This window comes from Geodermatophilus sp. SYSU D00742 (assembly GCF_054049935.1).
This window is the reverse complement of record NZ_JBJGYJ010000011.1, coordinates 115,244-136,502: the sequence shown is the minus strand read 5'-3', so window position 1 is coordinate 136,502 and position 21,259 is coordinate 115,244. Positions and strand designations below refer to the sequence as shown.

General features: G+C 75.5%; 22 protein-coding genes and 1 tRNA gene. 17 read left to right on the top strand and 6 right to left on the bottom strand.

Features of this window, described 5'->3' with window-relative positions:
• Positions 1 to 58: 58 nt before the first annotated feature.
• Complete coding sequence (locus tag ACI78V_RS10265; RefSeq protein WP_456850796.1) at positions 59 to 760, bottom strand: hypothetical protein; 702 nt, start codon at positions 758 to 760, stop codon at positions 59 to 61.
• 48 nt (positions 761 to 808) lie between these two features.
• Complete coding sequence (locus tag ACI78V_RS10260) at positions 809 to 1,414, bottom strand: hypothetical protein (protein WP_456850795.1); 606 nt, start codon at positions 1,412 to 1,414, stop codon at positions 809 to 811.
• Positions 1,415 to 1,629: 215 nt separating this feature from the next.
• On the opposite strand from ACI78V_RS10260, the gene ald reads away from it, so the two are divergent.
• The 8 genes from ald (at position 1,630) to ACI78V_RS10220 (ending at position 8,473) form a co-directional block, all read left to right on the top strand.
• The gene (ald, locus tag ACI78V_RS10255; RefSeq protein ID WP_456850794.1) at positions 1,630 to 2,745 is read left to right on the top strand and encodes an alanine dehydrogenase; all 1,116 of its coding nucleotides are present in this window, start codon (positions 1,630 to 1,632) and stop codon (positions 2,743 to 2,745) included.
• Between the two features lie 32 nt (positions 2,746 to 2,777).
• On the top strand, positions 2,778 to 3,707 hold the full coding sequence (locus ACI78V_RS10250) for a site-specific tyrosine recombinase XerD (RefSeq protein ID WP_456850793.1): 930 nt from the start codon (positions 2,778 to 2,780) through the stop codon (positions 3,705 to 3,707).
• A gap of 215 nt (positions 3,708 to 3,922) precedes the next feature.
• Positions 3,923 to 4,831 (top strand): ParA family protein, encoded by a 909-nt coding sequence (locus ACI78V_RS10245; RefSeq protein ID WP_456850792.1) that lies wholly within the window; start codon positions 3,923 to 3,925, stop codon positions 4,829 to 4,831.
• A gap of 73 nt (positions 4,832 to 4,904) precedes the next feature.
• Positions 4,905 to 5,411, top strand: a complete 507-nt coding sequence (locus ACI78V_RS10240; RefSeq protein WP_456850791.1) for a hypothetical protein — start codon at positions 4,905 to 4,907, stop codon at positions 5,409 to 5,411.
• Positions 5,412 to 5,436: 25 nt separating this feature from the next.
• Positions 5,437 to 6,282: a segregation and condensation protein A gene (locus ACI78V_RS10235; protein WP_456850790.1), complete on the top strand. Its 846-nt coding sequence runs from the start codon at positions 5,437 to 5,439 to the stop codon at positions 6,280 to 6,282.
• Positions 6,279 to 7,103 carry an SMC-Scp complex subunit ScpB gene (gene scpB / locus ACI78V_RS10230; protein ID WP_456850789.1) on the top strand — a complete coding sequence of 275 codons (825 nt, stop codon included), beginning with the start codon at positions 6,279 to 6,281 and terminating at the stop codon, positions 7,101 to 7,103. Before ACI78V_RS10235 ends, scpB begins: the two co-directional genes overlap by 4 nt.
• A gap of 57 nt (positions 7,104 to 7,160) precedes the next feature.
• Entirely contained in the window at positions 7,161 to 7,580 is a 420-nt protein-coding gene (locus tag ACI78V_RS10225) for a hypothetical protein (RefSeq protein WP_456850788.1), read from the top strand.
• 50 nt (positions 7,581 to 7,630) lie between these two features.
• Positions 7,631 to 8,473, top strand: coding sequence for a pseudouridine synthase (locus ACI78V_RS10220; RefSeq protein ID WP_456850787.1), 843 nt, complete (start codon positions 7,631 to 7,633; stop codon positions 8,471 to 8,473).
• A 41-nt stretch (positions 8,474 to 8,514) separates the two neighbouring features.
• Here the strand turns inward: ACI78V_RS10220 and ACI78V_RS10215 are convergent, their stop codons facing one another.
• A complete protein-coding gene (locus ACI78V_RS10215) occupies positions 8,515 to 9,714 on the bottom strand; it encodes an ROK family protein (protein ID WP_456850786.1) in 1,200 nt (399 codons plus the stop codon).
• Between the two features lie 68 nt (positions 9,715 to 9,782).
• Here ACI78V_RS10215 and xylA point away from each other — a divergent pair, with 68 nt between their 5' ends.
• From xylA to ACI78V_RS10170, 9 genes are all read left to right on the top strand, one after another.
• Entirely contained in the window at positions 9,783 to 10,973 is a 1,191-nt protein-coding gene (gene xylA, locus ACI78V_RS10210; protein WP_456850785.1) for a xylose isomerase, read from the top strand.
• Between the two features lie 3 nt (positions 10,974 to 10,976).
• Positions 10,977 to 12,407 (top strand): xylulokinase, encoded by a 1,431-nt coding sequence (gene xylB / locus ACI78V_RS10205; RefSeq protein WP_456850784.1) that lies wholly within the window; start codon positions 10,977 to 10,979, stop codon positions 12,405 to 12,407.
• On the top strand, positions 12,404 to 13,315 hold the full coding sequence (locus ACI78V_RS10200) for an aldose 1-epimerase family protein (RefSeq protein WP_456850783.1): 912 nt from the start codon (positions 12,404 to 12,406) through the stop codon (positions 13,313 to 13,315). Before xylB ends, ACI78V_RS10200 begins: the two co-directional genes overlap by 4 nt.
• A gap of 77 nt (positions 13,316 to 13,392) precedes the next feature.
• Positions 13,393 to 14,502, top strand: coding sequence for an MBL fold metallo-hydrolase (locus tag ACI78V_RS10195; RefSeq protein ID WP_456850782.1), 1,110 nt, complete (start codon positions 13,393 to 13,395; stop codon positions 14,500 to 14,502).
• 109 nt (positions 14,503 to 14,611) lie between these two features.
• Positions 14,612 to 14,974 carry a chorismate mutase gene (gene aroH, locus ACI78V_RS10190; RefSeq protein WP_456850781.1) on the top strand — a complete coding sequence of 121 codons (363 nt, stop codon included), beginning with the start codon at positions 14,612 to 14,614 and terminating at the stop codon, positions 14,972 to 14,974.
• Positions 14,971 to 15,660, top strand: coding sequence for a (d)CMP kinase (gene cmk, locus ACI78V_RS10185; protein ID WP_456850780.1), 690 nt, complete (start codon positions 14,971 to 14,973; stop codon positions 15,658 to 15,660). The genes aroH and cmk overlap by 4 nt, the downstream gene beginning before the upstream one ends.
• On the top strand, positions 15,657 to 17,003 hold the full coding sequence (der, locus tag ACI78V_RS10180; protein ID WP_456850779.1) for a ribosome biogenesis GTPase Der: 1,347 nt from the start codon (positions 15,657 to 15,659) through the stop codon (positions 17,001 to 17,003). Before cmk ends, der begins: the two co-directional genes overlap by 4 nt.
• 78 nt (positions 17,004 to 17,081) lie before the next feature.
• Positions 17,082 to 17,972 carry an alpha/beta fold hydrolase gene (locus ACI78V_RS10175; RefSeq protein ID WP_456850778.1) on the top strand — a complete coding sequence of 297 codons (891 nt, stop codon included), beginning with the start codon at positions 17,082 to 17,084 and terminating at the stop codon, positions 17,970 to 17,972.
• Positions 17,973 to 18,048: 76 nt separating this feature from the next.
• Positions 18,049 to 18,122: transfer RNA gene (locus tag ACI78V_RS10170), tRNA-Pro, on the top strand.
• Here ACI78V_RS10170 and ACI78V_RS10165 read toward each other — a convergent pair.
• From ACI78V_RS10165 to ACI78V_RS10155, 3 genes are all read right to left on the bottom strand, one after another.
• Positions 18,114 to 18,782, bottom strand: coding sequence for a tyrosine-type recombinase/integrase (locus ACI78V_RS10165; RefSeq protein WP_456850777.1), 669 nt, complete (start codon positions 18,780 to 18,782; stop codon positions 18,114 to 18,116). The genes ACI78V_RS10170 and ACI78V_RS10165 overlap by 9 nt on opposite strands.
• 209 nt (positions 18,783 to 18,991) lie before the next feature.
• Positions 18,992 to 19,660, bottom strand: coding sequence for an IclR family transcriptional regulator (locus ACI78V_RS10160; RefSeq protein ID WP_456850776.1), 669 nt, complete (start codon positions 19,658 to 19,660; stop codon positions 18,992 to 18,994).
• 141 nt (positions 19,661 to 19,801) lie between these two features.
• Entirely contained in the window at positions 19,802 to 21,250 is a 1,449-nt protein-coding gene (locus tag ACI78V_RS10155) for an aldehyde dehydrogenase family protein (protein ID WP_456850775.1), read from the bottom strand.
• Positions 21,251 to 21,259: the final 9 nt, after the last annotated feature.

Here is a 21,259-nt window from a genome sequence, read left to right as displayed (position 1 = left end):
GGGCGGGTCCCCCCGCCGGGACCCGCCCGTCCGCGCACCGGGTCGTGGGCCGCCCGCCTCAGCCGATGGTGACGGGGGTCGTGGAGCCCACCTGCACCCAGCGCGGGGACAGGCTGTCCTCGACCTCCTCCTCCAGCCAGAAGACGTAGGACACCCCGGGCTCGAGGCCGGTGAACGTGACGCCGACCTGCTCGCAGCCGGCCGGCCGGCCGACCACCTGCTGCGGGGGCGCGGGCTGGACGCCGGTCACCAGCCGCTGGCTCACCGCCTGGACCCGGTAGCGCCGCACGTCGGCGTGGCCGTCGGCCTGCCAGCTCACCGCCGCCGTCCCGGGTCCGGGCACGACGGCCGGGCTGATCCGCCGCGGGCTGGGGTAGCCGCCGCAGAGGTCCTCGCGGGGCTCGGTCTCCAACGGCATGCCGCGGGGCACCATCGGGTGCGGGACGTCGACGTCCACCCCGCGCGGTGCCGGCGGCGCGGGGCCGGTCGCGATGATCGGCGGCGCGACGGGCACGGCGACGGTGGCGGTGTCCGCGGCCAGGGCGGCGGCCGGCGGGACGACGGGGACCGGTGCCGACGGCCGTGAGGGCGTGCTGACCGCGGTCAGCTGGGCGGCCACCTGGGTGGCCGGGGCGCTCAGGGTGACCAGCCCGGCGGCGACCACCCCGACGGCGGTGCCGTACCGGCGCCCGCCGCGGCCGCGCCGCCGCCCACCGCTGCGTCGGCTCCGCTGCCGACCGCCCCGCCGCCCTCCGGCCATGCCCACCTCCGCTGTCCGGGAGGACCATCGGCACCGGCGGGGCGGTCCTCAACGCCAAACGGGCGGGCCGAGCCCGAGGCGGTCCAGTTCGAGCGCGGCCAGGGCGTGGGTCGCGGCCGGGTCGCCGGCCTGCCAGGCCGCGGCCGTCCCCCGCGGCAGCCCGGCCAGCCGGGACAGCGGCGCGGTGGCCAGCGCCCGCGCGGCCAGGACGTGGGGGTCGGTCCCGGCCAGCGCCTGCGCCGCGCCGGCCTCCCGCGCCCAGCGCAGCCGCCACGGCAGCCAGCGCAGCAGCAGCCAGCCCACCGGGAGCACCACGAGGACGACGGCGAGCACGGTGGCGAGGGTGCCGACGGCGTCCTGCGCGGCCTGGCCCGCGCTGCCCGCGGAACCGCCCGCCGCGCCCAGGGCGTCGAAGGGGGCGGCCAGGTCGTCGCCGACGAGGGGGACGTCGCCGGCCGCCTCCGCCGCCGCGGCCATGGAGCCGGCCACCGAGGAGCCGAGGTCCGCCACCGCCCTCCCCGGCTCGGCGAGGACGAGGACGGCACCGTGCACGGTCCGGGCGACCAGCACCCAGACCACCAGCCAGGCGAGCAGGCCGGCGTCGGCGGCCAGCTGCCGCGCCCGCAGGCGGGGCCGGGTGGCGTACAGGCGCATCGGAGTTCCTCCGGACGGGTCGGGGCAGGCCGCAGGCCCCTACCCGGCGGGGGACGGCGTTCACCCGCGCCGGTGGCGGTGCGGCCGTCCCCCGCGGCCCGGCAGTGACCCCCCTTACACTCCGCGCGAGGTGCGCCCCGACCGGGCGGCCCACGACGCGGGATGGGGCCCCGCCACCCTCGGGCGCCCCCGGACCGGGAGCAGGAGAGCGGACGATGCAGGTCGGGGTCCCCCGAGAGGTCAAGAACCGCGAGTACCGGGTGGCGCTCACCCCTGCCGGGGTGACCGAGCTGGTGCGCGCCGGGCACACGGTGCTGGTCGAGCAGGGCGCGGGGGAGGGCTCCTCCATCCCCGACGACGACTTCGTCGCGGCCGGCGCGCGGATCGTGCCCACCGCCGACGACGTGTGGGGCGCGGCCGACCTGCTGCTCAAGGTCAAGGAGCCGGTCGCCGAGGAGTACGGGCGGCTGCGCGCGGACCAGACGCTGTTCACCTACCTGCACCTGGCGGCGTCCAAGGAGTGCACCGACGCCCTGGTGACCTCCGGCACCACGGCGATCGCCTACGAGACGGTGCAGACGGCCGACGGCGCGCTGCCGCTGCTGGCCCCCATGTCCGAGGTGGCCGGCCGGATGGCCCCGCAGGTCGGCGCGTACAGCCTGGAGCGGGCCCACGGTGGCCGCGGGGTGCTGCTCGGCGGCGTGTCGGGCGTGTACGCGGCCAAGGTCGTCGTCCTCGGGGCCGGTGTCTCCGGCATGAACGCCGCCGCGATCGCCCTGGGCATGCAGGCCGAGGTCGTCGTGATGGACAAGGACATCGACAAGCTGCGCGCCGCCGACCGCATCTACCAGGGCCACCTGCAGACGGTGGCCTCCAACGCCTACGAGATCGAGCGTGCGGTGCTCGACGCCGACCTGGTGATCGGCGCGGTGCTGGTACCGGGGGCGAAGGCCCCGACGCTGGTGAGCAACGAGCTGGTGTCGCGGATGAAGCCGGGCTCGGTGCTGGTCGACATCGCCGTCGACCAGGGTGGGTGCTTCGAGGACACGCGGCCCACGACGCACGACGAGCCGACCTTCCGCGTGCACGAGTCGGTGTTCTACTGCGTGGCGAACATGCCCGGCGCGGTGCCCAACACCTCGACCCACGCGCTCACCAACGTGACGCTGCCCTACGTGATGGCCCTGGCCGGCGAGGGCACCGTGGCGGCGGTGCGGGGGAACCGGGCACTGGCGCACGGGGTCAACGTGGTCGCCGGGCAGGTGGTGCTGCCCGAGGTCGCGGCGGCCCACGGCATGACCGCCGCCGGACTCGAGGAGGTGCTGTCCTGACGACCGCGACGACCGCGACCGGTGTCGGCCGGGTGGTCTCCGGGTACCTGGACCACCTGACCGTCGAGCGGGGCCTGGCGGCCAACACGATCGCCTCCTACCGGCGCGACCTGCGCCGGTACACCGAGTTCCTCGAGGCCGCCGGGGTGCACGGGCTGGCCGAGGTGGCCGAGTCCGACGTCGCCGCCTTCCTGACCGCGCTGCGTCAGGGGGACGACGCCCACCCGCCGCTGTCGGCCACCTCGGCGGCGCGCGCGGTGGTCGCCGTCCGCGGGCTGCACCGCTTCGCCCTCCTCGACGGGCTGGTACCCGACGACGTCGCCCACGAGGTGCGCCCGCCCACGCCGGCGCGGCGGCTGCCCAAGGCCATCCCGGTCGAGTCGGTGGTGGCCCTGATCGAGGCGGCCGGCTCGGTGGAGGGTCCGCGCGGGCTGCGCGACCGCGCGCTGCTGGAGCTGCTGTACGGCACCGGCGCCCGCATCTCCGAGGCCGTCGGGCTGGCCGTCGACGACCTGGACCGCGGGCAGCAGGTGGTGCGGCTGGCCGGCAAGGGCGGCAAGCAGCGGATCGTGCCGGTGGGCAGCTTCGCCGTCCGGGCGGTGGAGGAGTACCTGGTGCGTGCCCGCCCGGCCCTCGCCGCGGCCGGCCGCACCGGCGTGCGCGGCGGCGCCCTGTTCCTCAACGCCCGCGGCGGCTCGCTGTCCCGGCAGAGCGCCTGGGCGATCCTGCGGACGGCGGCCGAGCGGGCCGGCGGGGTGGGCGGGGACCTCGCCCGGACCGTGTCGCCGCACACCCTCCGGCACTCGTTCGCCACCCACCTGCTCGACGGCGGCGCGGACGTCCGCGTGGTGCAGGAGCTGCTCGGCCACGCCTCGGTGACGACCACCCAGGTCTACACGCTGGTCACCGTCGAGCGGCTGCGCGAGGTCTACGCCAGTACCCACCCGCGTGCACTGACCTGACAGGGGATGGCGGGTCGCTTGGGCGGCACTTGCCAGCAGATCCGGCTCGACGCGCGTTCCACGTTGGCAGTGATCGCCATGTCGACACGGCGCGCGGCGTGCCTCCTCGGTAAACCCGGCAACGCTCCCTAGCGTCAGGGTCACCCGCGCGGACAGAACGGCTGACCGCACCCGGCTGCGGGCCGGAACGGGCACGAGGTGGAGGAACCTGACCGATGGCGATGCGAGGGGACGCGGCCGGCCCGGCCGTCGCGCTCCCGACCGACACCGGACCGGAGATGGGCGCCGCCGCCTCGCGGCTGGACCCCGCCCGCGCGCGGGTGCGCCCGCTGCCGGAGCCCAAGCCCCTGACGCAGCACGGCCCGGCCCGCATCATCGCGATGTGCAACCAGAAGGGCGGCGTCGGCAAGACCACGTCGACCATCAACCTGGGTGCCTCGCTGGTGGAGTACGGCCGTCGCGTGCTGCTCATCGACCTCGACCCGCAGGGCGCCCTGTCCGTCGGACTCGGCGTGCCGGCCCAGACGATGGACCGCACGATCTACAACGCGCTCATGGAGCGGCGGACGACGCTGGCCGACGTCCGGGTGCACACCGACATCCCGGGCCTGGACCTCGTGCCGAGCAACATCGACCTGTCCGCCGCCGAGGTGCAGCTGGTCAGCGAGGTGGCCCGCGAGCAGACGCTGCTGCGGGTGATCGCCGACGTGCGCGACGAGTACGACTACATCCTCATCGACTGCCAGCCCTCGCTCGGCCTGCTCACGGTCAACGCGCTGACCGCCGCGCAGGGCGTGGTGATCCCGCTGGAGTGCGAGTTCTTCTCCCTGCGCGGCGTGGCGCTGCTCGTCGACACGATCGAGAAGGTCAAGGAGCGGCTCAACCCCGACCTGGAGATCTCCGGGATCCTCGCCACGATGTACGACTCGCGGACCGTGCACTGCCGCGAGGTGTTCAGCCGCGTGGTCGAGGCGTTCGGCGACACCGTCTTCCGGACCGTCATCCACCGCACCGTGCGCTTCCCGGAGACGACCGTGGCCGGCCAGCCCATCACCACCTGGGCGCCGACCTCCTCGGGCGCGTCGGCCTACCGCGACCTGGCCAAGGAGGTCCTGGCACTGTGAGGGAGCTCGCGAGCTCACCGATGAGCGCTGCACGCCCGGTCCCGCTCGTGCCGAGCGCCCGCGGGGTGGCCGCGTGACCCGGCGTCCCGTCCTCCCCGGCGCGGCCGAGCTGTTCCGCCGCACCGACACCGCGGCGGCCACCCCCGAGGTCACCGAGCTCCCCGACCTCAGTGCCACGGTCAGCTCGCCCGCGCTGCGCGGTGCCGCGGCCCGGCGCGGCGAGCCGTCGCCCGCCGAGACGACCGCCCCGCTGACCCTCGTCCCCGGCGGTGCCGCCGACGCCGACGACGCCCTCGCCGCCTACCGTGCCCCGGCGCCGGCTCCCGTGCGGACGCCGTCGCGGCCGACCCGGGGGCGCGCGACCCGCACCGAGCGGACCAAGCACGACGAGAAGATCACCGTCTACATCTCCGCCGAGGAGCTGCTGGCGCTGGAGAGCGCCCGGCTGTCGCTGCGGGCCGAGCACGGCGTGGCCGCCGACCGCGGCCGCATCGTGCGCGAGGCGATCGCCGTGCTGCTCGCCGACCTCGGTGAGCGCGGCGAGGACTCGGTGCTGGTCCGCCGGCTGCGGGGGCGGTGAGCGCGCGGGGCCTACCCTCGCGTCCGTGAGCAGCGGTCCCGGCGCGGTGGGGCGGGTGGGTGACGACACCGCCTCCCCGGATGCCGCGCCGTCGCGTTTCACGGTCCGGCTGACCAACTTCGAGGGCCCGTTCGACCTGCTGCTGCAGCTGATCGGGAAGCACAAGCTCGACGTCACCGAGATCGCGCTGTCACGGGTCACCGACGAGTTCATCGCCCACCTGCGGGCGCTGGGCGACGAGCTGCACCTGGACCAGGCCAGCGAGTTCCTCGTCGTCGCCGCCACCCTGCTCGACCTCAAGGCCGCCCGGCTGCTGCCGGCCGCCGACGTCGAGGACGAGGAGGACCTCGAGCTGCTCGAGGCCCGCGACCTGTTGTTCGCCCGGCTGCTGCAGTACCGGGCCTACAAGCAGGCCGCGGCGTTCCTGCGGGAGCGCGAGGCCGAGGCGATCCGCCGCCACCCGCGCGACGCCGCCCTCGAGCCGCGCTTCGCCGAGCTGCTGCCCGAGGTGCTCCTGGGCCTCACCCCCGAGCAGTTCGCGGCCCTGGCCACCAGGGCGCTGACCCCGAGGGCGCCGGCCGTGGTCGGCGTCTCGCACCTGCACGCGCCGGTGGTGAGCGTCTCCGAGCAGCTGCTGCTGGTCCGCAACCAGCTCATCTCCGCCGGGACGGCGACCTTCCGGGCGCTGACCGCCGACTGCGGGCACACCCTCGAGGTCATCGCCCGGTTCCTGGCGCTGCTGGAGCTCTACCGCCAGCAGCGGGTGACCTTCGAGCAGCTCACCCCGCTCGGCGACCTGCACGTCCGGTGGACCGGTGGCGCCGGGCCCGAGCCGGACCCGGACGACGACGCGGACGAGGAGTACGCATGAGCGACCAGCGCCCGCCGATCTCCTGGGAGTCCCTCGCCGCGGAGCTCGACGCCACCCGCGAGGAGGCCGAGGAGCGCGGCGGCCCCGACGCCGACACCTGGGACGCCGTCGCCGCCGAGCTGGCCGCGCGGGTGGCCGAGCGGCCGGCGGCCCCGGAGGACGCCGCCCCCGCGCCGGTCGTCGAGCCCGCCCCGCTGCCACCGCCGAGCGCCGCCCGGCCCGAGCCGCAGCCGGAGCCCGGGCCGGAGCCGGAACCGGACGCCGGGGACCTCGACCCGGTCGTGCTGCGCGGCGGGCTGGAGGCGCTGCTGTTCGTCGTCGACACCCCCGTCGACGAGGTCACCCTCGCCGGTGCACTGCGCTGCCCGGTGCCGCGGGTGCGCGCGGCGCTGGCCGAGCTGGCCGGCGACTACGACCGCCGTGCCGCGGGTCTGACCCTGCGCCGGGTGGGGGAGGGGTGGCGGCTCTACACCCGCGAGGAGTACGCCCCGGTCGTGGAGCGGTACCTCGTCGACGGCCAGCGCAGCCGGCTCACCCAGGCCGCGCTGGAGACCCTCGCGGTCATCGCCTACCGCCAGCCGGTGACCCGGGCCCGGGTGTCGGCGATCCGCGGTGTCGGGGTGGACGGCGTCATGCGGACGCTGGTCAGCCGCGGGCTGGTGCACGAGGTCGGCAGCGACCCCGACACCGGTGGCGGCCTGTACGGGACCACGCCGCTGTTCCTGGAGCGGCTCGGTCTGACCGGGCTGGACGAGCTGCCCGAGCTCGGCCCGCTGCTGCCCGACGCGGCCGCGGTCCTCGACGAGCACCCCGATGCCTGAGTCCGCCGTCCGGGCCGGGGCCGGGCCGGTGACCGGCGCGGAGGCTACGGTCGGCTCATGACGCGCTCACCCTCCGTCCGTGCGCTCGGCGCCCCGCTGGCCGCGGTCGCCCTGGTCCTGGCCGGGTGCGGCGGCTCCGCGGAGGAGGAGCGCCGGGCCGCCTTCTGCGAGGAGGTCCCCGACCTGCTCTCCGACGTCACCGCCGAGCTCGAGGGGGTCACCGCCGAGCCGGAGCAGGCGCCGGCCATCGTGGGCGACGCCGTCGAGCGGCTGGAGGCCGTCGAGCCACCCGAGGACGTCGCCGACGAGTGGCAGGCCCTGGTGCAGGCCTGGACCGGCATGCGCGACCTGCTGGGCGAGGTCGACCTCACCGACCCGTCGGCCAACACCGAGTTCGTCGGCGAGGCCACCCGGCTGCAGGAGGACCTCGTGTCCACCGGCGCGGCCGTCGACGACTGGGGCGAGGAGAACTGCTGACCGTCCGCTCCCGCCCGGCGGCGCGCCGCCGGGTGGGAGACTGGACGGCGATGAACACCGCCCCGCACGACGAGAACACCACCGACGCAGGCGAGGGCTGGTCGGAGGACATGGACCTCGCCCCCGTCCACCCCGGCGACCGTGAGCCCACCGGGCCCGGCGAGGAGGGGGAGGGCGAGCGGCTGCAGAAGGTCCTGGCGCGGGCCGGGGTCGGCTCCCGCCGCGTCTGCGAGGACATGATCGAGGCCGGCCGGATCAGCGTGAACGGCCGCACCGTGACCGTGCAGGGCATGCGCGTCGACCCCCGCCGGGACAAGATCGCCGTCGACGGCGCCCGCCTGGAGCTGCGCGACGACCGCGTCACCTACGCCCTGAACAAGCCCGCCGGCGTCATCACCGCCATGAGCGACGACCGCAACCGCCCGACCGTCGGGGACATGGTCGGCGACCTGGCCCCGGGCCTGGTGCACGTGGGCCGGCTCGACCAGGACACCGAGGGCCTGCTGCTGGTCACCAACGACGGCGAGCTCGCCCACCGGCTGGCCCACCCCTCCTACGAGGTGCGCAAGACCTACCTCGCCCAGGTGTCGGGCTCGGTCCCGCGCGACCTGGCCAAGCGGTTGCGGGCCGGCGTCCAGCTCGAGGACGGCCCGGTCAAGGTCGACTCCTTCCGGGTGGTCGACACCCACGCCGGCCAGTCGGTGGTCGAGGTGGTCCTGCACGAGGGCCGCAAGCACATCGTCCGGCGGCTGCTGGCGTCGGTCGGCCTGCCGGTGTCGCGGCTGACCCGCACGGCGGTCGGCCCCGTGAAGCTGGAGCGCATGCGGGTCGGCTCGATCCGCCGGCTCACCCGCGCCGAGGTCGGCGCACTGCAGGAGCAGGTCGGCCTCTAGCCGACCTGCCCGTGCCGGTTCCCGCGGGGACCGGCACGGCGTCAGGGCAGCCAGCGCACGGGGTCGGCCAGGACGTCGCCGAGCACGCGCAGCGCCGCGCCGGTCGCGCCCGCCGCGGGCGCCGCCGACACCGCCTCGATCGTGGGCCGCCGCCACCGCGCGGAGAGGACCCGCCGCGCCAGCAGCGCCTCGACGTCCGGGCGCAGCAGGTCGGCGAGGGCGCCGAGGTGCCCGCCGAGGACGACGGTCGGGATGTCCAGCACGTTGACCACACCCGCGAGCGCGACCCCGAGCGCGCCCGCCGCGGTCCCGACGGCCCGCACGGCGTCGGGGTCCCCGGCCGCGGCCCGCGCCGCCAGCTCGGTCGGGAGGGTGTCGAGGGGCAGGCCGGCGGCCGCCAGGAGGGCGTGCCGGCCGGCGTACTGCTCGAGACAGCCGGTCGAGCCGCACCGGCAGGCCGGCCCGTCCGGGTCGACGCACACGTGCCCCAGTTCGCCGGCCCACCCGGCGCTGCCGGTCATGACCTGTCCGGCCAGGACGGCGGCCCCGCCGATGCCGATCTGGCCGGACAGGTAGAGGAAGTCGCGCAGCCCCCCGGGCCGGCCGGGCGCGACCTCCGCGACCGTGCGGGCGGCGAGGTCGGCCTCGTTGCCCGGGGTCGGGTGCAGGTCCGCCGGCAGGTGGGCGGCCAGCAGCTCCGCGGGCCGGACGTCGGACCAGCCCAGGTTCGGCGCCCGCAGCAGCACGCCGTCGGCGACGCTGACGATGCCCGGCAGGGCCAACCCGGCGCCGACCAGGCGCAGCCGTCCGGCCACGCCCGCGAGGAGGTCGGTGGTCATCGCGCCGAGCCGGTCCAGCGTCGCCGCCGGGTCGCTGCCCACGAGGTCGCCGTCCTCGACGGCCTCGGCGACCACCCGGCCGCGCAGGTCCAGCACCCGCGCGGCGAGCAGGCCGGCGTCCACCTGCAGGCCGAGCGCGCCGACGCGCGCGCCGGGCAGCAGCGGCGTGGCCGGGCGCCCGCGGCGGGGCGGCGCCACCCGCTCGCCCTCGTCGAGCAGCCCGCCGGCCACGAGCTCGTCGACCAGCCGGGCGACGGTGGCCCGGCTGGACCCGGTCCGGGCGGCGACGTCGGCGCGGGAGAGCGGCTGCGCCGCTGCGGCACAGACCGTGCGCAGCACCAGGGCGAGGTTGCTGCTGCGCAGCGTCGACTGCCGCGCCCCGGTGTCCTCGACGGTCCGCACCCCTTGAGATTAGCCGGGACGGTGCTTTATGTTCCATGGCGGAACAAAACCCGACGGAGGGATTCCCCATGAGCGCGCTGCAGCCCACCCGCGACGACAAGTTCTCCTTCGGTCTCTGGACCGTCGGCTGGCCGGCGCGCGACCCGTTCGGCGACGCGACCCGCGAGCCGGTCGACCCGGTGGAGTCGGTGCACCGCCTGGCCGAGCTCGGCGCCTACGGGGTCACCTTCCACGACGACGACCTCATCCCGTTCGGCAGCGACGACAGCGCGCGGGAGAACCACATCAAGCGGTTCCGTGCGGCGCTGGAGGAGACCGGCCTCGTCGTCCCCATGGTGACGACCAACCTGTTCACCCACCCGGTGTTCAAGGAGGGCGCGCTCACCGCCAACGACCGCGACGTCCGCCGCTTCGCGCTGCGCAAGGTCATGCGCAACATGGACCTCGCCGCCGAGCTCGGCGCGCAGACCTACGTGCTGTGGGGCGGCCGCGAGGGCGCCGAGGTCGACGCCGCCAAGGACCTCCGGGCCGCGCTCGACCGGTACCGCGAGGGCCTGGACACCCTCGTCCAGTACTCCGAGGACCGCGGCTACGGGCTGCGCTTCGCCCTCGAGCCCAAGCCCAACGAGCCGCGCGGCGACATCTTCCTGCCCACCCTCGGGCACGCGCTGGCCTTCATCTCCACCCTCGAGCACGCCGATCTGGTGGGCGTGAACCCCGAGGTGGGCCACGAGCAGATGGCCGGGCTGAACTACACCCACGGCATCGCCCAGGCGCTGTGGCAGGGCAAGCTCTTCCACATCGACCTCAACGGCCAGCACGGCATCAAGTACGACCAGGACCTCGTGTTCGGCCACGGTGACCTGCTGTCGGCCTTCGCCACCGTCGACCTGCTGGAGAACGGCGGGGTCGGCGGCGGGCCGGCCTACGAGGGCCCGCGGCACTTCGACTACAAGCCGCTGCGCACCGAGGACATGGACGGGGTGTGGCGGTCGGCCGCGGCCAACATGCGCACCTACCTGCTGCTGAAGGAGCGCGCCGCGGCCTTCCGCGCCGACCCCGAGGTGCAGGAGGCGCTGGCGGCCGCCCGCGTGCCCGAGCTGTCGCAGCCCACGCTGGCCGACGGCGAGTCCTACGAGGACCTCCTGGCCGACCGCTCGGCGTTCGAGGACTTCGACGCCGAGGCCGCCGGGCGCCGCGGCGCCGGCGCGGTGCGGCTGTCCCAGCTGGCCGTGGAACACCTCCTCGGCGCCCGCTGAGCCATGGCGCTGGTGGCGGGGGTCGACACGTCGACCCAGGCGTGCAAGGTCGTGGTGCGCGACGCCGACAGCGGCGCCCTGGTCCGTGAGGGCCGGGCGCCGCACCCGGAGGGCACCGAGGTCGACCCGGCCGCCTGGGAGGCGGCGCTGCGGCAGGCGCTGACGCAGGCCGGTGGTCTGGACGACGTCGCGGCGGTCGCCGTGGGCGGCCAGCAGCACGGCATGGTCTGCCTGGACGACGACGGCCGGGTGGTCCGGCCGGCGCTGCTGTGGAACGACACCCGGTCCGCGCAGGCCGCCCGCGACCTCACCGCGGAGCTGGGCGGCGGCCCGGCCTGGGCCGAGGCGGTGGGGCTGGTGCCGGTCGCGTCGTTCACCGTCACCAAGTTGCGCTGGCTGGCCGAGGCCGAGCCGGACAACGCGGCGCGGACGACGGCGGTGTGCCTGCCCCACGACTGGCTGACCTGGCGGCTGGCCGAGGGTCTCGGTGACGGGTCGGCGGGGCTCGACGCGCTGGTCACCGACCGCGGGGACGCCAGCGGCACCGGCTACTGGTCGCCCACCACCGGCGAGTACCGGATGGACCTGCTGGAGCGGGCGCTGGGCCGCACCGCCGTCGTCCCGCGGGTGCTCGGCCCGGCCGAGGCCGGCGGCACGACCCCCGGCGGCGCGGTGCTGGGACCGGGCACCGGCGACAACGCCGCCGCCGCGCTGGGGCTGGCCGCCGAGCCCGGCGACGTGGTCCTGTCGATCGGCACGTCGGGGGTGGTGTCGATCGTCTCGACCACCCCGGCGGCCGACCCCACCGGTACCGTCGCCGGGTTCGCCGACGCCACCGGCAACTTCCTGCCGCTGATCGCCACGCTCAACGCCGCGCGGGTCCTCGACGCCACCGCCCGGCTGCTCGGGGTCGACCACGACCAGCTCTCCCGGCTGGCCCTGTCCGCGCCGCCCGGTGCCGGCGGGCTGGTGCTCGTGCCCTACCTGGAGGGCGAGCGGACGCCGGACCGGCCCACCTCCACCGGCGCGCTGCACGGGCTCACCCTCGCCACGGCCGGACCCGCGCACCTGGCACGGGCCGCGGTCGAGGGTCTGCTGTGCGGGCTGGCCGACGGGCTCGACGCCGTCGCCGCGACCGGCACCCCGGTGCGGCGGGTGCTGCTGGTCGGCGGGGGCGCCCGGTCGGAGGCGGTCCGCCGGATCGCGCCGGCCGTCCTCGGCGTGCCGGTGCTCGTGCCGCCGCCGGGGGAGTACGTCGCCGACGGTGCGGCGCGCCAGGCCGCCTGGGTGTTCTCCGGTGGCGACACGGCGCCCGAGTGGCCGCGTCCCGGGACCGAGGTGCACGAGGCCGACCCGGCTCCGCACGTCCGCGAGCGGTACGCCGAGGTCCGCGACCTCACCGCCGAGCGCGTCCGTGCCGAGGGGCCCGCGTGAGTGTGCTCCCGACCGGCGAGCAGGTCGTCCTGCGGTCCGGCGCGGCCGAGGTCACCGTCGTCGAGGTGGGCGGGGGCCTGCGCTCCTACCGCCTGGGCGAGCGCGAGGTTCTCGACGGCTACGGCCCCGGGGAGATGGCGGAGGCCGCCCGCGGCCACGTGCTCGCACCCTGGCCGAACCGGCTGCGCGACGGCGTCTACACCTGGGAGGGCCAGGAGCACCGCACCCCGGTGACCGAGCCGGAGCGGGGCACCGCCATCCACGGGCTGGTCCAGTTCGTCTCCTGGCGGGCCGTCGAGCGCGCCGAGGACCGGGTGGTGCTCGAGCACGTGCTGTTCCCCCGGCCCGGCTACCCGTTCGCGCTGCGGCTGCAGGTGGCCTACGCGTTGTCGGCCGACGGCCTGACGGTGACCACGACCGCGACCAACGAGGGGACGCGGGCGCTGCCGTACGGGGAGGGCCACCACCCCTACGTCCTGGCGGGGCCGCGGCTGGACGACTGCACCCTGGTCGCCCCCGGGGCCACCCGCATCGAGACCGACGAGCGGGCCCTCCCGACGCGGGCGGCGCCGGTGGCGGGGACCCCGTACGACCTGCGGGCGGGCCGCCGGGTCGGCGACCTGGTCGTCGACTCGTGCTTCACCGACCTCGAGCGCGGCTCCGACGGGCTGGCCGAGGTGCGGCTGACCGGGCCGGACGGCGGCGGCGTCGCCGTCTGGATGGACGCCGCCTACGGCTACCTGCAGCTGTTCAGCGGCGACGTGCTGCCCGAGCCGCGCCGCCGGCGCGGCCTGGCGGTGGAGCCGATGACCTGCCCGCCGGACGCCTTCCGCAGCGGCGAGGCGGTGCGCCGGCTGGAGCCGGGGCAGTCGACGACGGGGACCTGGGGCATCCGGCCCCTGGGCTGAGGTGGCGCCGCTTTGACAGGTCCGCGGTCGGCTCGGACCCTGGAGCCGCCGGCCGCCGTTCGTGTCTGGGGGATCCCATGACCGCTGAAGGACCGACCCGCCGCTCGTTCCTCGGGGGATCGCTCGCCGTCGGCGCCGCGGTCGCCGGTGGGGGCGCGCTGGGCGGCGTCCTCGGTGCCGCGGCGTCGGCGCGGGCCGGCACGCCGGCACCGGACCAGCAGCCCCAGCCGATCCCCACCACCGGCACCTTCGTCGTCACGCTGGGGACGGCGGCGGGCCCGGCGGTGCGCAGCCCGCGCCGGGGGATTGCCAGCGCGGTCGTCGTCGACGGGCACCTCTACCTGGTCGACTGCGGCCTCGGCGTGGTGCGCCAGGCCGTGGAGGCGCTGCTGCCGATGTCGGAGCTGCGCGTCGTCCTGCTCACCCACCTGCACTCCGACCACGTCGCCGAGCTGCCCGGCCTGCTCCTGTTCAACTGGGGTGCCCCGGTGGACGGCTTCACCCGCCCCTTCCGGGTGCTCGGTCCGGGCAGTGCCGGCGCGCTGCCCGAGGGCGCTGAGGTCGTCGTCACCCCGGCGACCCCGGGCACGGAGGACACCGTCGCCGCCCTGCTGGCCGCGTACGCCTACGACGTCAACATCCGGGTGTACGACGAGGCCCGCCCGCCCCTGGACGACCTCGTCGTGGCGGAGGACATCGAGCTGCCCGCGGACGTGGACGCCGGACCCCGGGGTCGGTTGGCGCCCCCGATGGCGCCCTTCGTCGTCCACGAGGACGAGCGGGTGCGCATCCTTGCCTCGCTCGTCGACCACCCGCCGGTGTACCCGTCCTACGGGTTCCGGTTCGAGACACCGCACGGGGTGGTCGCCTTCTCCGGCGACACCGCCGAGCACCCCAACGTCGTCGAGCTCGCCCGCGGCGCCGACGTGCTGGTCCACGAGGCGGTCTACCTGGACTTCTACCGGGACAACCCCGACTACACCGACGAGTTCATCAACCACCTCGCCGAGAGCCACACCGAGCCGGAGGGCACCGGGCGGGTCGCGGCGGCCGCGGGGGTCGGCCACCTGGTGCTCAGCCACCTGGCCGGGGTGGCGACCGACGAGCAGTGGGCGGGCGCCGCGCGGACCACCTTCGGCGGGCCGGTGACGGTGGCCCGGGACGGGCAGGTCCTCCCCCTCCCCTGACCTCGGGGTCGCAGCCCCCCGGGCTCGCCCGAGACGGGTGGCGTGGCGTACCTAGACTCGACCGAGGGGCACGGCGACCCGTGCCCCGCATCGATCGAGGAGAGTGGTAGTGGCCGTCCGAGCCATCCGGGGTGCGACACAGGTGGACGCCGACGACCGGGAGCTGGTCCTCGACGCGACCCGCGAGCTGGTCTCCACGGTCATGGAGCGCAACCAGCTGCAGCACGACGACGTCATCAGCATCCTGTTCACCGCGACCCCCGACCTCGTCTCCGAGTTCCCGGCGCTGGCGGCGCGGGAGCTCGGGTTCGGTGACGTGCCGCTGATGTGCGCCAGCGAGATCGGCGTCCCGCACGCGCTGCCGCGGGTGCTGCGGCTCATGGCGCACGTGGAGACCGACCGTCCGCGCACGGAGATCCAGCACGTGTACCTGCGCGGGGCCGTGGCGCTGCGACGGGACATCGCCCAGTGAGCGCCGGGTTCCGGGGGCAGATCACCCTCGACGGGCCGTCGGGGACGGGCAAGTCCAGCGTCGCCCGTGCCGTGGCCGCCCGGCTGGGCGCGGCCTACCTGGACACCGGGGCCATGTACCGCGCCGCGACCGTCGCCGTCCTCGACGCCGGCGTCGACCCCGAGGACGCCGAGGCCGTGGCCGCCGTCGTCGCGCGGGCCCGGATCGAGGTCGGGACGGCCGCGGACACCGAGCTGGTGCAGGTGGACGGCGTCGACGTCGCCGTCCGCATCCGGGGCGCGGAGGTGACCCGGGCGGTGTCGGCGGTCTCGGCGGTGCCCGCGGTGCGCCGCCGGCTGGTCGACCAGCAGCGGGCCCTGGTGGCCGCGGCCGACGCGGTGGTGGTCGAGGGGCGGGACATCGGCACCGTCGTCCTGCCCGACGCCACGCTCAAGGTCTACCTGACCGCCGCGCCGGAGGCCCGCGCCGAGCGCCGGGCCGCCCAGCTGGGGCTGACGACGCCGGAGGAGGTGGCCGCCCTGGCGGTCGACCTGCGTCGCCGCGACGAGTACGACAGCAGCCGGGCCGACAGCCCGCTGCGCCCGGCCGCCGACGCGGTGGTCGTGGACAGCACCGACCTGGACCGCGAGGGCGTCGTCGACCGCGTCGTCGAGCTGGCGCGGTCCGCCGTGGGAGCGCGGTCGTGAGCGAGGGCAACGGCGGACCGCTGCCGGTGGTGGCGATCGTCGGCCGCCCGAACGTGGGCAAGTCGACCCTGGTCAACCGCATCCTGGGCCGCCGCGCCGCGGTGGTGCAGGACGTCCCCGGGGTGACCCGCGACCGCATCACCTACGAGGCGCTGTGGAACGGCAAACGGTTCACCGTCGTCGACACCGGCGGCTGGGACCCCAAGGCCGCGGGCCTGGGCGCCTCGATCAGCCGGCAGGCCGAGTACGCGATGAGGACCGCCGACGTCATCGTCCTCGTCGTCGACAGCTCGGTGGGCGCCACCGACACCGACCTGGCCGCCGCGCGGATCCTGCGCCGCAGCGACCGGCCGGTCATCGTGGTGGCCAACAAGGTCGACGACGAGCGCAGCGAGGCCAACGCCGCCGAGCTGTGGTCGCTGGGCCTGGGCGAGCCGCAGCCGGTCAGCGCGCTGCACGGGCGCGGCAGCGGCGACCTGCTGGACCTGGTGCTCGACGCGCTGCCCGACGCGCCGCGCGAGCAGCTGGAGGAGGGCGGTCCGCGGCGGGTGGCCCTGGTCGGTCGGCCGAACGTGGGCAAGTCCAGCCTGCTCAACCGGCTGGCCAAGGACGAGCGCTCGGTCGTGGACTCCGTCGCCGGCACCACCGTGGACCCGGTGGACTCGATCGTCACCCTGGGCGGCGAGGAGTGGCGGTTCGTCGACACCGCCGGGCTGCGGCGCAAGGTCAACACCGCCAGCGGCATGGAGTACTACGCCAGCCTGCGCACCGAGGCCGCCATCCAGGCCGCCGAGGTGGCCGTCGTCCTGCTCGCCGCCGACGAGGTGATCAGCGAGCAGGACCAGCGGGTGATCACCCAGGTGATCGAGGCCGGCCGGGCGCTGGTGCTGGCCTTCAACAAGTGGGACACCCTCGACGAGGACCGCCACGCCCAGCTGGAGCGGGAGATCGAGCGCGACCTGGCGCGGGTGAGGTGGGCGTCGCGGGTCAACATCTCCGCGGCCACCGGTCGCGGGGTGAACAAGCTGGCCCAGCACCTGCGCGACGCGCTGGCCTCCTGGGAGTCCCGCATCCCGACCGCCGAGCTCAACACCTACATCCGCGCGCTGGTCCAGGAGACGCCGCCGCCGGCGCGTGGTGGCCGCGCCCCGAAGATCAAGTACGTGACGCAGGCCGACGTCCGCCCGCCGCGGTTCGTCGTCTTCTCCACCGGTTTCCTCGAGGCCGGCTACCGCCGGTTCCTCGAGCGGAAGCTGCGCGAGCGGTGGGGCTTCCACGGGACGCCGATCGAGATCTCGGTCAAGGTGCGCGAGGGCCGGGGCACGGAGCGGCAGAAGGGCTGAGCCCGCGCCGGCGATGAGTCCGGCCTCCGGCGGGGGTCTGATCGACGACAGTCGCACCAGCTCTCCCGGAGGCCGGCCATGACCGAAGCGCAGTCGCACACCCTCGAGGTCCCGGGTGCCGTGCTCACCTACGACGTCCGGCCCGGGGCGGGTCCGGGGCCGGTGCTGCTGCTGATCGGGTCGCCGATGGGCGCCGAGGGCTTCGGCACCCTGGCCGGGCACTTCCCCGACCGGACGGTCGTCACCTACGACCCGCGCGGGGTGGGCCGCAGTCCGCGCACCGACGGCGCGCAGGAGACCACGCCCGACGAACACGCCGACGACCTCTCCCGGCTGATCGCGGCTCTCGACGCCGGGTCGGTGGACGTCTTCGCCACCAGCGGGGGAGCGGTCAACGCGCTGGTGCTCGTGGCCCGGCACCCGGAGCAGGTGCGCACGCTCGTGGCGCACGAACCGCCGGCAGCGGAGCTCCTGCCCGACCGCGAGGAGGCACTGGCCGCCTCGCGGCACGTGCACGAGACCTACCGGCGCAGCGGGTTCGGGCCGGCGATGGCGGAATTCATCCGGCTGGTGGGTCTCCGGGGTCCCGTGCCCGCGGACCTCGCAGACCAGCCCGCCCCGGACCCCGCCTCCTTCGGCCTGCCCACCGAGGACGACGGCTCCCGGGACGACCCGCTGGTCGGGCAGAACATCGTGTCCTGCACGCACCACGAGCACGACATCGCGGCCCTGCGGGCGGCGTCGAGCCGCATCGTCGTCGCGGCCGGTGCCGGCTCCGAGGGGCAGCTCGCCCACCGCGCCGCGGGAGCCCTCGCCGAACGCCTGGGGACGACGACGGTCGTGTTCCCCGGCGACCACGGCGGGTTCCTGGGCGGCGAGTACGGCCAGACGGGGCAGCCGGCGGCCTTCGCGGCGACGCTGCGCCAGGTACTCGCGGCCGCGGACACCCCGGTGGCGGCGCGCGGCTGACCACCGGTCAGGAGCGCGCGACCGGTGCGGTAACCTGCTTCCTGCAGCGATCGGGTGGTGCGAACCGCCCGGCGCTCGGGCTGTAGCGCAGCTTGGTAGCGCACTTGACTGGGGGTCAAGGGGTCGCAGGTTCAAATCCTGTCAGCCCGACGGCGGGAAACCGCAGCTCAGGGGCCGTGTCCGGAGAGATCCGGAACGGCCCCTGACCGCTTTTCGGGGCGGTTTGACCACCATGTTGACCACCATCAGCCGACCCGGCGTCCGCCGCGGCCGGGCGCGGCGAACGCCGGGTCGAGGCCGCGGGTCTGGTTGTGACGAGTTCGGCGGTAGCGGAGGGTGACGGCTGCACGGGTGGTGGCCGATGGCCCACCGGTCGAAGGCGTCGCCGAGCGTGTCCATGGCCTGGCGGGCGACGTCGGGGGAGACGTGGCCGTGGATGTCGCCGGTGATGACGATCGACGAGTGGCCGAGGATGTCGGAGACCACCTCGAGCGGGACGCCCCTTCCGAGCATCACGCTGGCCGTCGAGTGGCGGAGGGGGTGCAGCCCGGCGTGCGGGGGGCCGGCCTTCGTCGCGGCGGCACGCAGGGCGCGGAAGGCGTCGCGGGGATCGAAGGGCTCGCCGAACTCGGTGGTGGAGACGGAACCCGTCTGCCGCCACGCAGAGCCGGCCAGCCGTCGCTCTTCCGCCTGGGCGGCGTGCAGGCGACGGAGCAGCCGTTCGGCCGGCTCGGGGATCGGCGGGTTCGACCGCTGACGAGACGACCGCTGGAGCTCTACGCGCTGAGCGTCCCGCTGCGAGGCGGCCACTGTGGTCCGCCTTCCTCGTTGGCGCGGGAGTGGGACTGCTGGGCGGGCTGCTCGGTCTGGGCGGCGCGGAGTTCCGGCTGCCGTTCCTGATCGGGCTCGGTGGTCATCGTGCTGGGGGCCGGACGGGCGGTGGAGTACCCCTTCAGGGTGCTCGGCCTCCGGCCGACAGAGGTACTCGCTCCTGACCTCCCCGGAGGGTGGTCGGCGGGTCAGCGCAGGCCGGCGGTGATCTTCTCCGCAGCCGCCACCACGGAGTGGCCCACCGTCTCCACGTCGGCCGCCGCGTCGACGTAGACGACCGCCACTGCGGCCCTCGCTCCACCGTCTGGCCCCAGGACGGGCGCGGCGATCGAACGCATGCCCGGGATGACCTCCCCGTGCGAGCTGGCCCATCCCGCCTCACGAGCTGCTCGCAGGGCCTCGCGGTCGTCAGGTGACGGCGGCTCGGGCATGAGCAGCGCGAGGCCCGGCGCGCCCCTGCCGACGGGGTGGCGGGTGCCCGGTCGGTAGACGACGTGCGCCGTGGTGTCCTGCGGTTCCACGCTGGCGACGGTCACCGCCTCGTCGCCGGCCCTGACGACCAGGAATGCCGTCATGCCCAGCTCCGCCACCAAGGCTTCGAGGCGGGGGAGTGCGGCCGTCTGGAGATCGCTCCGCACGCCTCGTGCCAGCCCTGCCACGCCCAGTCCGAGGCGGTACCGCCCGACGGTGTCCCGCTCGACGAGCTGGTGGTCCTCCAGGGTGCGCAGGAGGCGGTAGGTGATCGACCGGTGCAGGGCGAGGGTCTGGCCGATCTCGGCGATCGCCTGGGGCGTGCCGACCGCGGCCAGGTGCTCGAGGATGCGGATGCCGCGGTCCAGCGTCTGGGACTGGGGCACTGCCCCGACGTCGTCTGCCACTACTCGCCGTCCCTCTCGGTGATCGATCGGCTCCACCCTACGGTTGCCACGAGGGGCCGGCTCTCCAGATGCGACGCGGCCCCGGCCCCACGAGGGGGACCGGGGCCGCGACGTGGTCGGTCAGCCGTTGATCACCTGCGGCACGGCGACCGCCTTGAGGCCCTCGACGCCGAACTCCAGGCCGTAGCCGGACTTCTTGACCCCGCCGAACGGGATCATCGGGTGCACGCCGCCGTGGGAGTTGATCCAGACGGTGCCGGCCTGGAGTCGGGCGGCGACGGCGCGGGCCGCGTCGCGGTCGGCGCTCCAGACCGAGGCACCGAGTCCGACGTCGAGGCGGTTGGCCATGGCTACGGCGTCGTCGACGTCGGTGTAGCGGACGATCGGCAGGGCCGGACCGAACTGCTCCTCGGCGACCAGCGGGTTCTCGTCGTCGACGTCGGCCACCAGCGTGGCCGGGTAGAAGTGGCCCGGAGCCTCGGGGTCGGGGTTGCCGCCGACGAGGATCGTGGCGCCGGACTCCCGAGCGGCGTCGACCAGTCGCGCGACGATCTCGTACTGCGCCTCGTTCTGCAGCGGGCCCAGCACGTTCTGCTCGTGCAGGCCGCGCCCCATGGGCATGGCCCGCGCGACCTCGGCGAGGGCGGCGCACACGTCGTCGTAGACGTCGGTGTGCACGTAGAGGCGCTTGAGCGCCGCGCAGGTCTGGCCGGTGTTGATGAAGGCGCCCCAGAACAGGCCCTCGGCGATCGCCTTCGGGTCGACGTCGCTCAGGACGATGCCGGCGTCGTTGCCGCCGAGCTCGAGGGTGAGCCGCTTCACGGTGTCGGCCGAGTTCCTGATGATGGCCTGGCCGGTCCGGGTGGAACCGGTGAACATCACCTTGTCGACGTCCGGGTGGCTGGACAGGCGCGCACCCACCTCCCCCTCACCCGGCACGGCGACGAGGACGTCGGCCGGCAGCACGCCGTTGATGACCTTCACCAGAGCCAGCACGCTCAGCGGCGTGTACTCCGACGGCTTGACCACCACGGTGTTGCCCATGCGCAGGGCCGGGGCGATCTGCCAGATGGTGATCATCATCGGCCAGTTCCACGGGCCGATGGCGCCGACGACGCCGACGGGCCGGTAGTGCAGCTCCGCGTGCGTCTCCTCGTCGTCGACGACTGTCTCGACCGGGAGAGGAGTCGCCGCGGTGGCACGCAGCCACGCGGAGCACGCGCCGACCTCGAAACGGGCGTTGGGCCCGTTGAGGGGCTTCCCCTGCTCGCGTGAGAGCAGCTCGGCGAGGGACTCTGCCGCCGCCTCGATCGCGTCGGCTGCACGCAGCAGGAGGTCGATGCGCTCCTTGTCGGGCCGGGCGGCCCAGGCCGGCTGCGCGGCACGGACACGCTCGACGGCGCGGTCCACGTCGTCCGCGGACCCGAAGGCGACGCGGCCGACGACCTCACCCGTGGCCGGGTCGAGGATCTTGCGACCGTCGGCGTCGGTGATGCCGGCCAGCAGGCTCTCGTACGTGGGCGCATCTGACGCGGTGTCCACGGGGGTCGTCACGGTGGGGGTGGTCATCGTCGTCTT

Bases quoted from the DNA above. Each gene is read 5' to 3' on its own strand.
- ACI78V_RS10265 (WP_456850796.1), bottom strand. From the start codon at position 760: ATGGCCGGAGGGCGGCGGGGCGGTCGGCAGCGGAGCCGACGCAGCGGT.
- ACI78V_RS10260 (WP_456850795.1), bottom strand. From the start codon at position 1,414: ATGCGCCTGTACGCCACCCGGCCCCGCCTGCGGGCGCGGCAGCTGGCC.
- ald (WP_456850794.1), top strand. From the start codon at position 1,630: ATGCAGGTCGGGGTCCCCCGAGAGGTCAAGAACCGCGAGTACCGGGTG.
- ACI78V_RS10245 (WP_456850792.1), top strand. From the start codon at position 3,923: ATGGCGATGCGAGGGGACGCGGCCGGCCCGGCCGTCGCGCTCCCGACC.
- scpB (WP_456850789.1), top strand. From the start codon at position 6,279: ATGAGCGACCAGCGCCCGCCGATCTCCTGGGAGTCCCTCGCCGCGGAG.
- ACI78V_RS10225 (WP_456850788.1), top strand. From the start codon at position 7,161: ATGACGCGCTCACCCTCCGTCCGTGCGCTCGGCGCCCCGCTGGCCGCG.
- ACI78V_RS10220 (WP_456850787.1), top strand. From the start codon at position 7,631: ATGAACACCGCCCCGCACGACGAGAACACCACCGACGCAGGCGAGGGC.
- xylA (WP_456850785.1), top strand. From the start codon at position 9,783: ATGAGCGCGCTGCAGCCCACCCGCGACGACAAGTTCTCCTTCGGTCTC.
- xylB (WP_456850784.1), top strand. From the start codon at position 10,977: ATGGCGCTGGTGGCGGGGGTCGACACGTCGACCCAGGCGTGCAAGGTC.
- ACI78V_RS10195 (WP_456850782.1), top strand. From the start codon at position 13,393: ATGACCGCTGAAGGACCGACCCGCCGCTCGTTCCTCGGGGGATCGCTC.
- ACI78V_RS10175 (WP_456850778.1), top strand. From the start codon at position 17,082: ATGACCGAAGCGCAGTCGCACACCCTCGAGGTCCCGGGTGCCGTGCTC.
- ACI78V_RS10155 (WP_456850775.1), bottom strand. From the start codon at position 21,250: ATGACCACCCCCACCGTGACGACCCCCGTGGACACCGCGTCAGATGCG.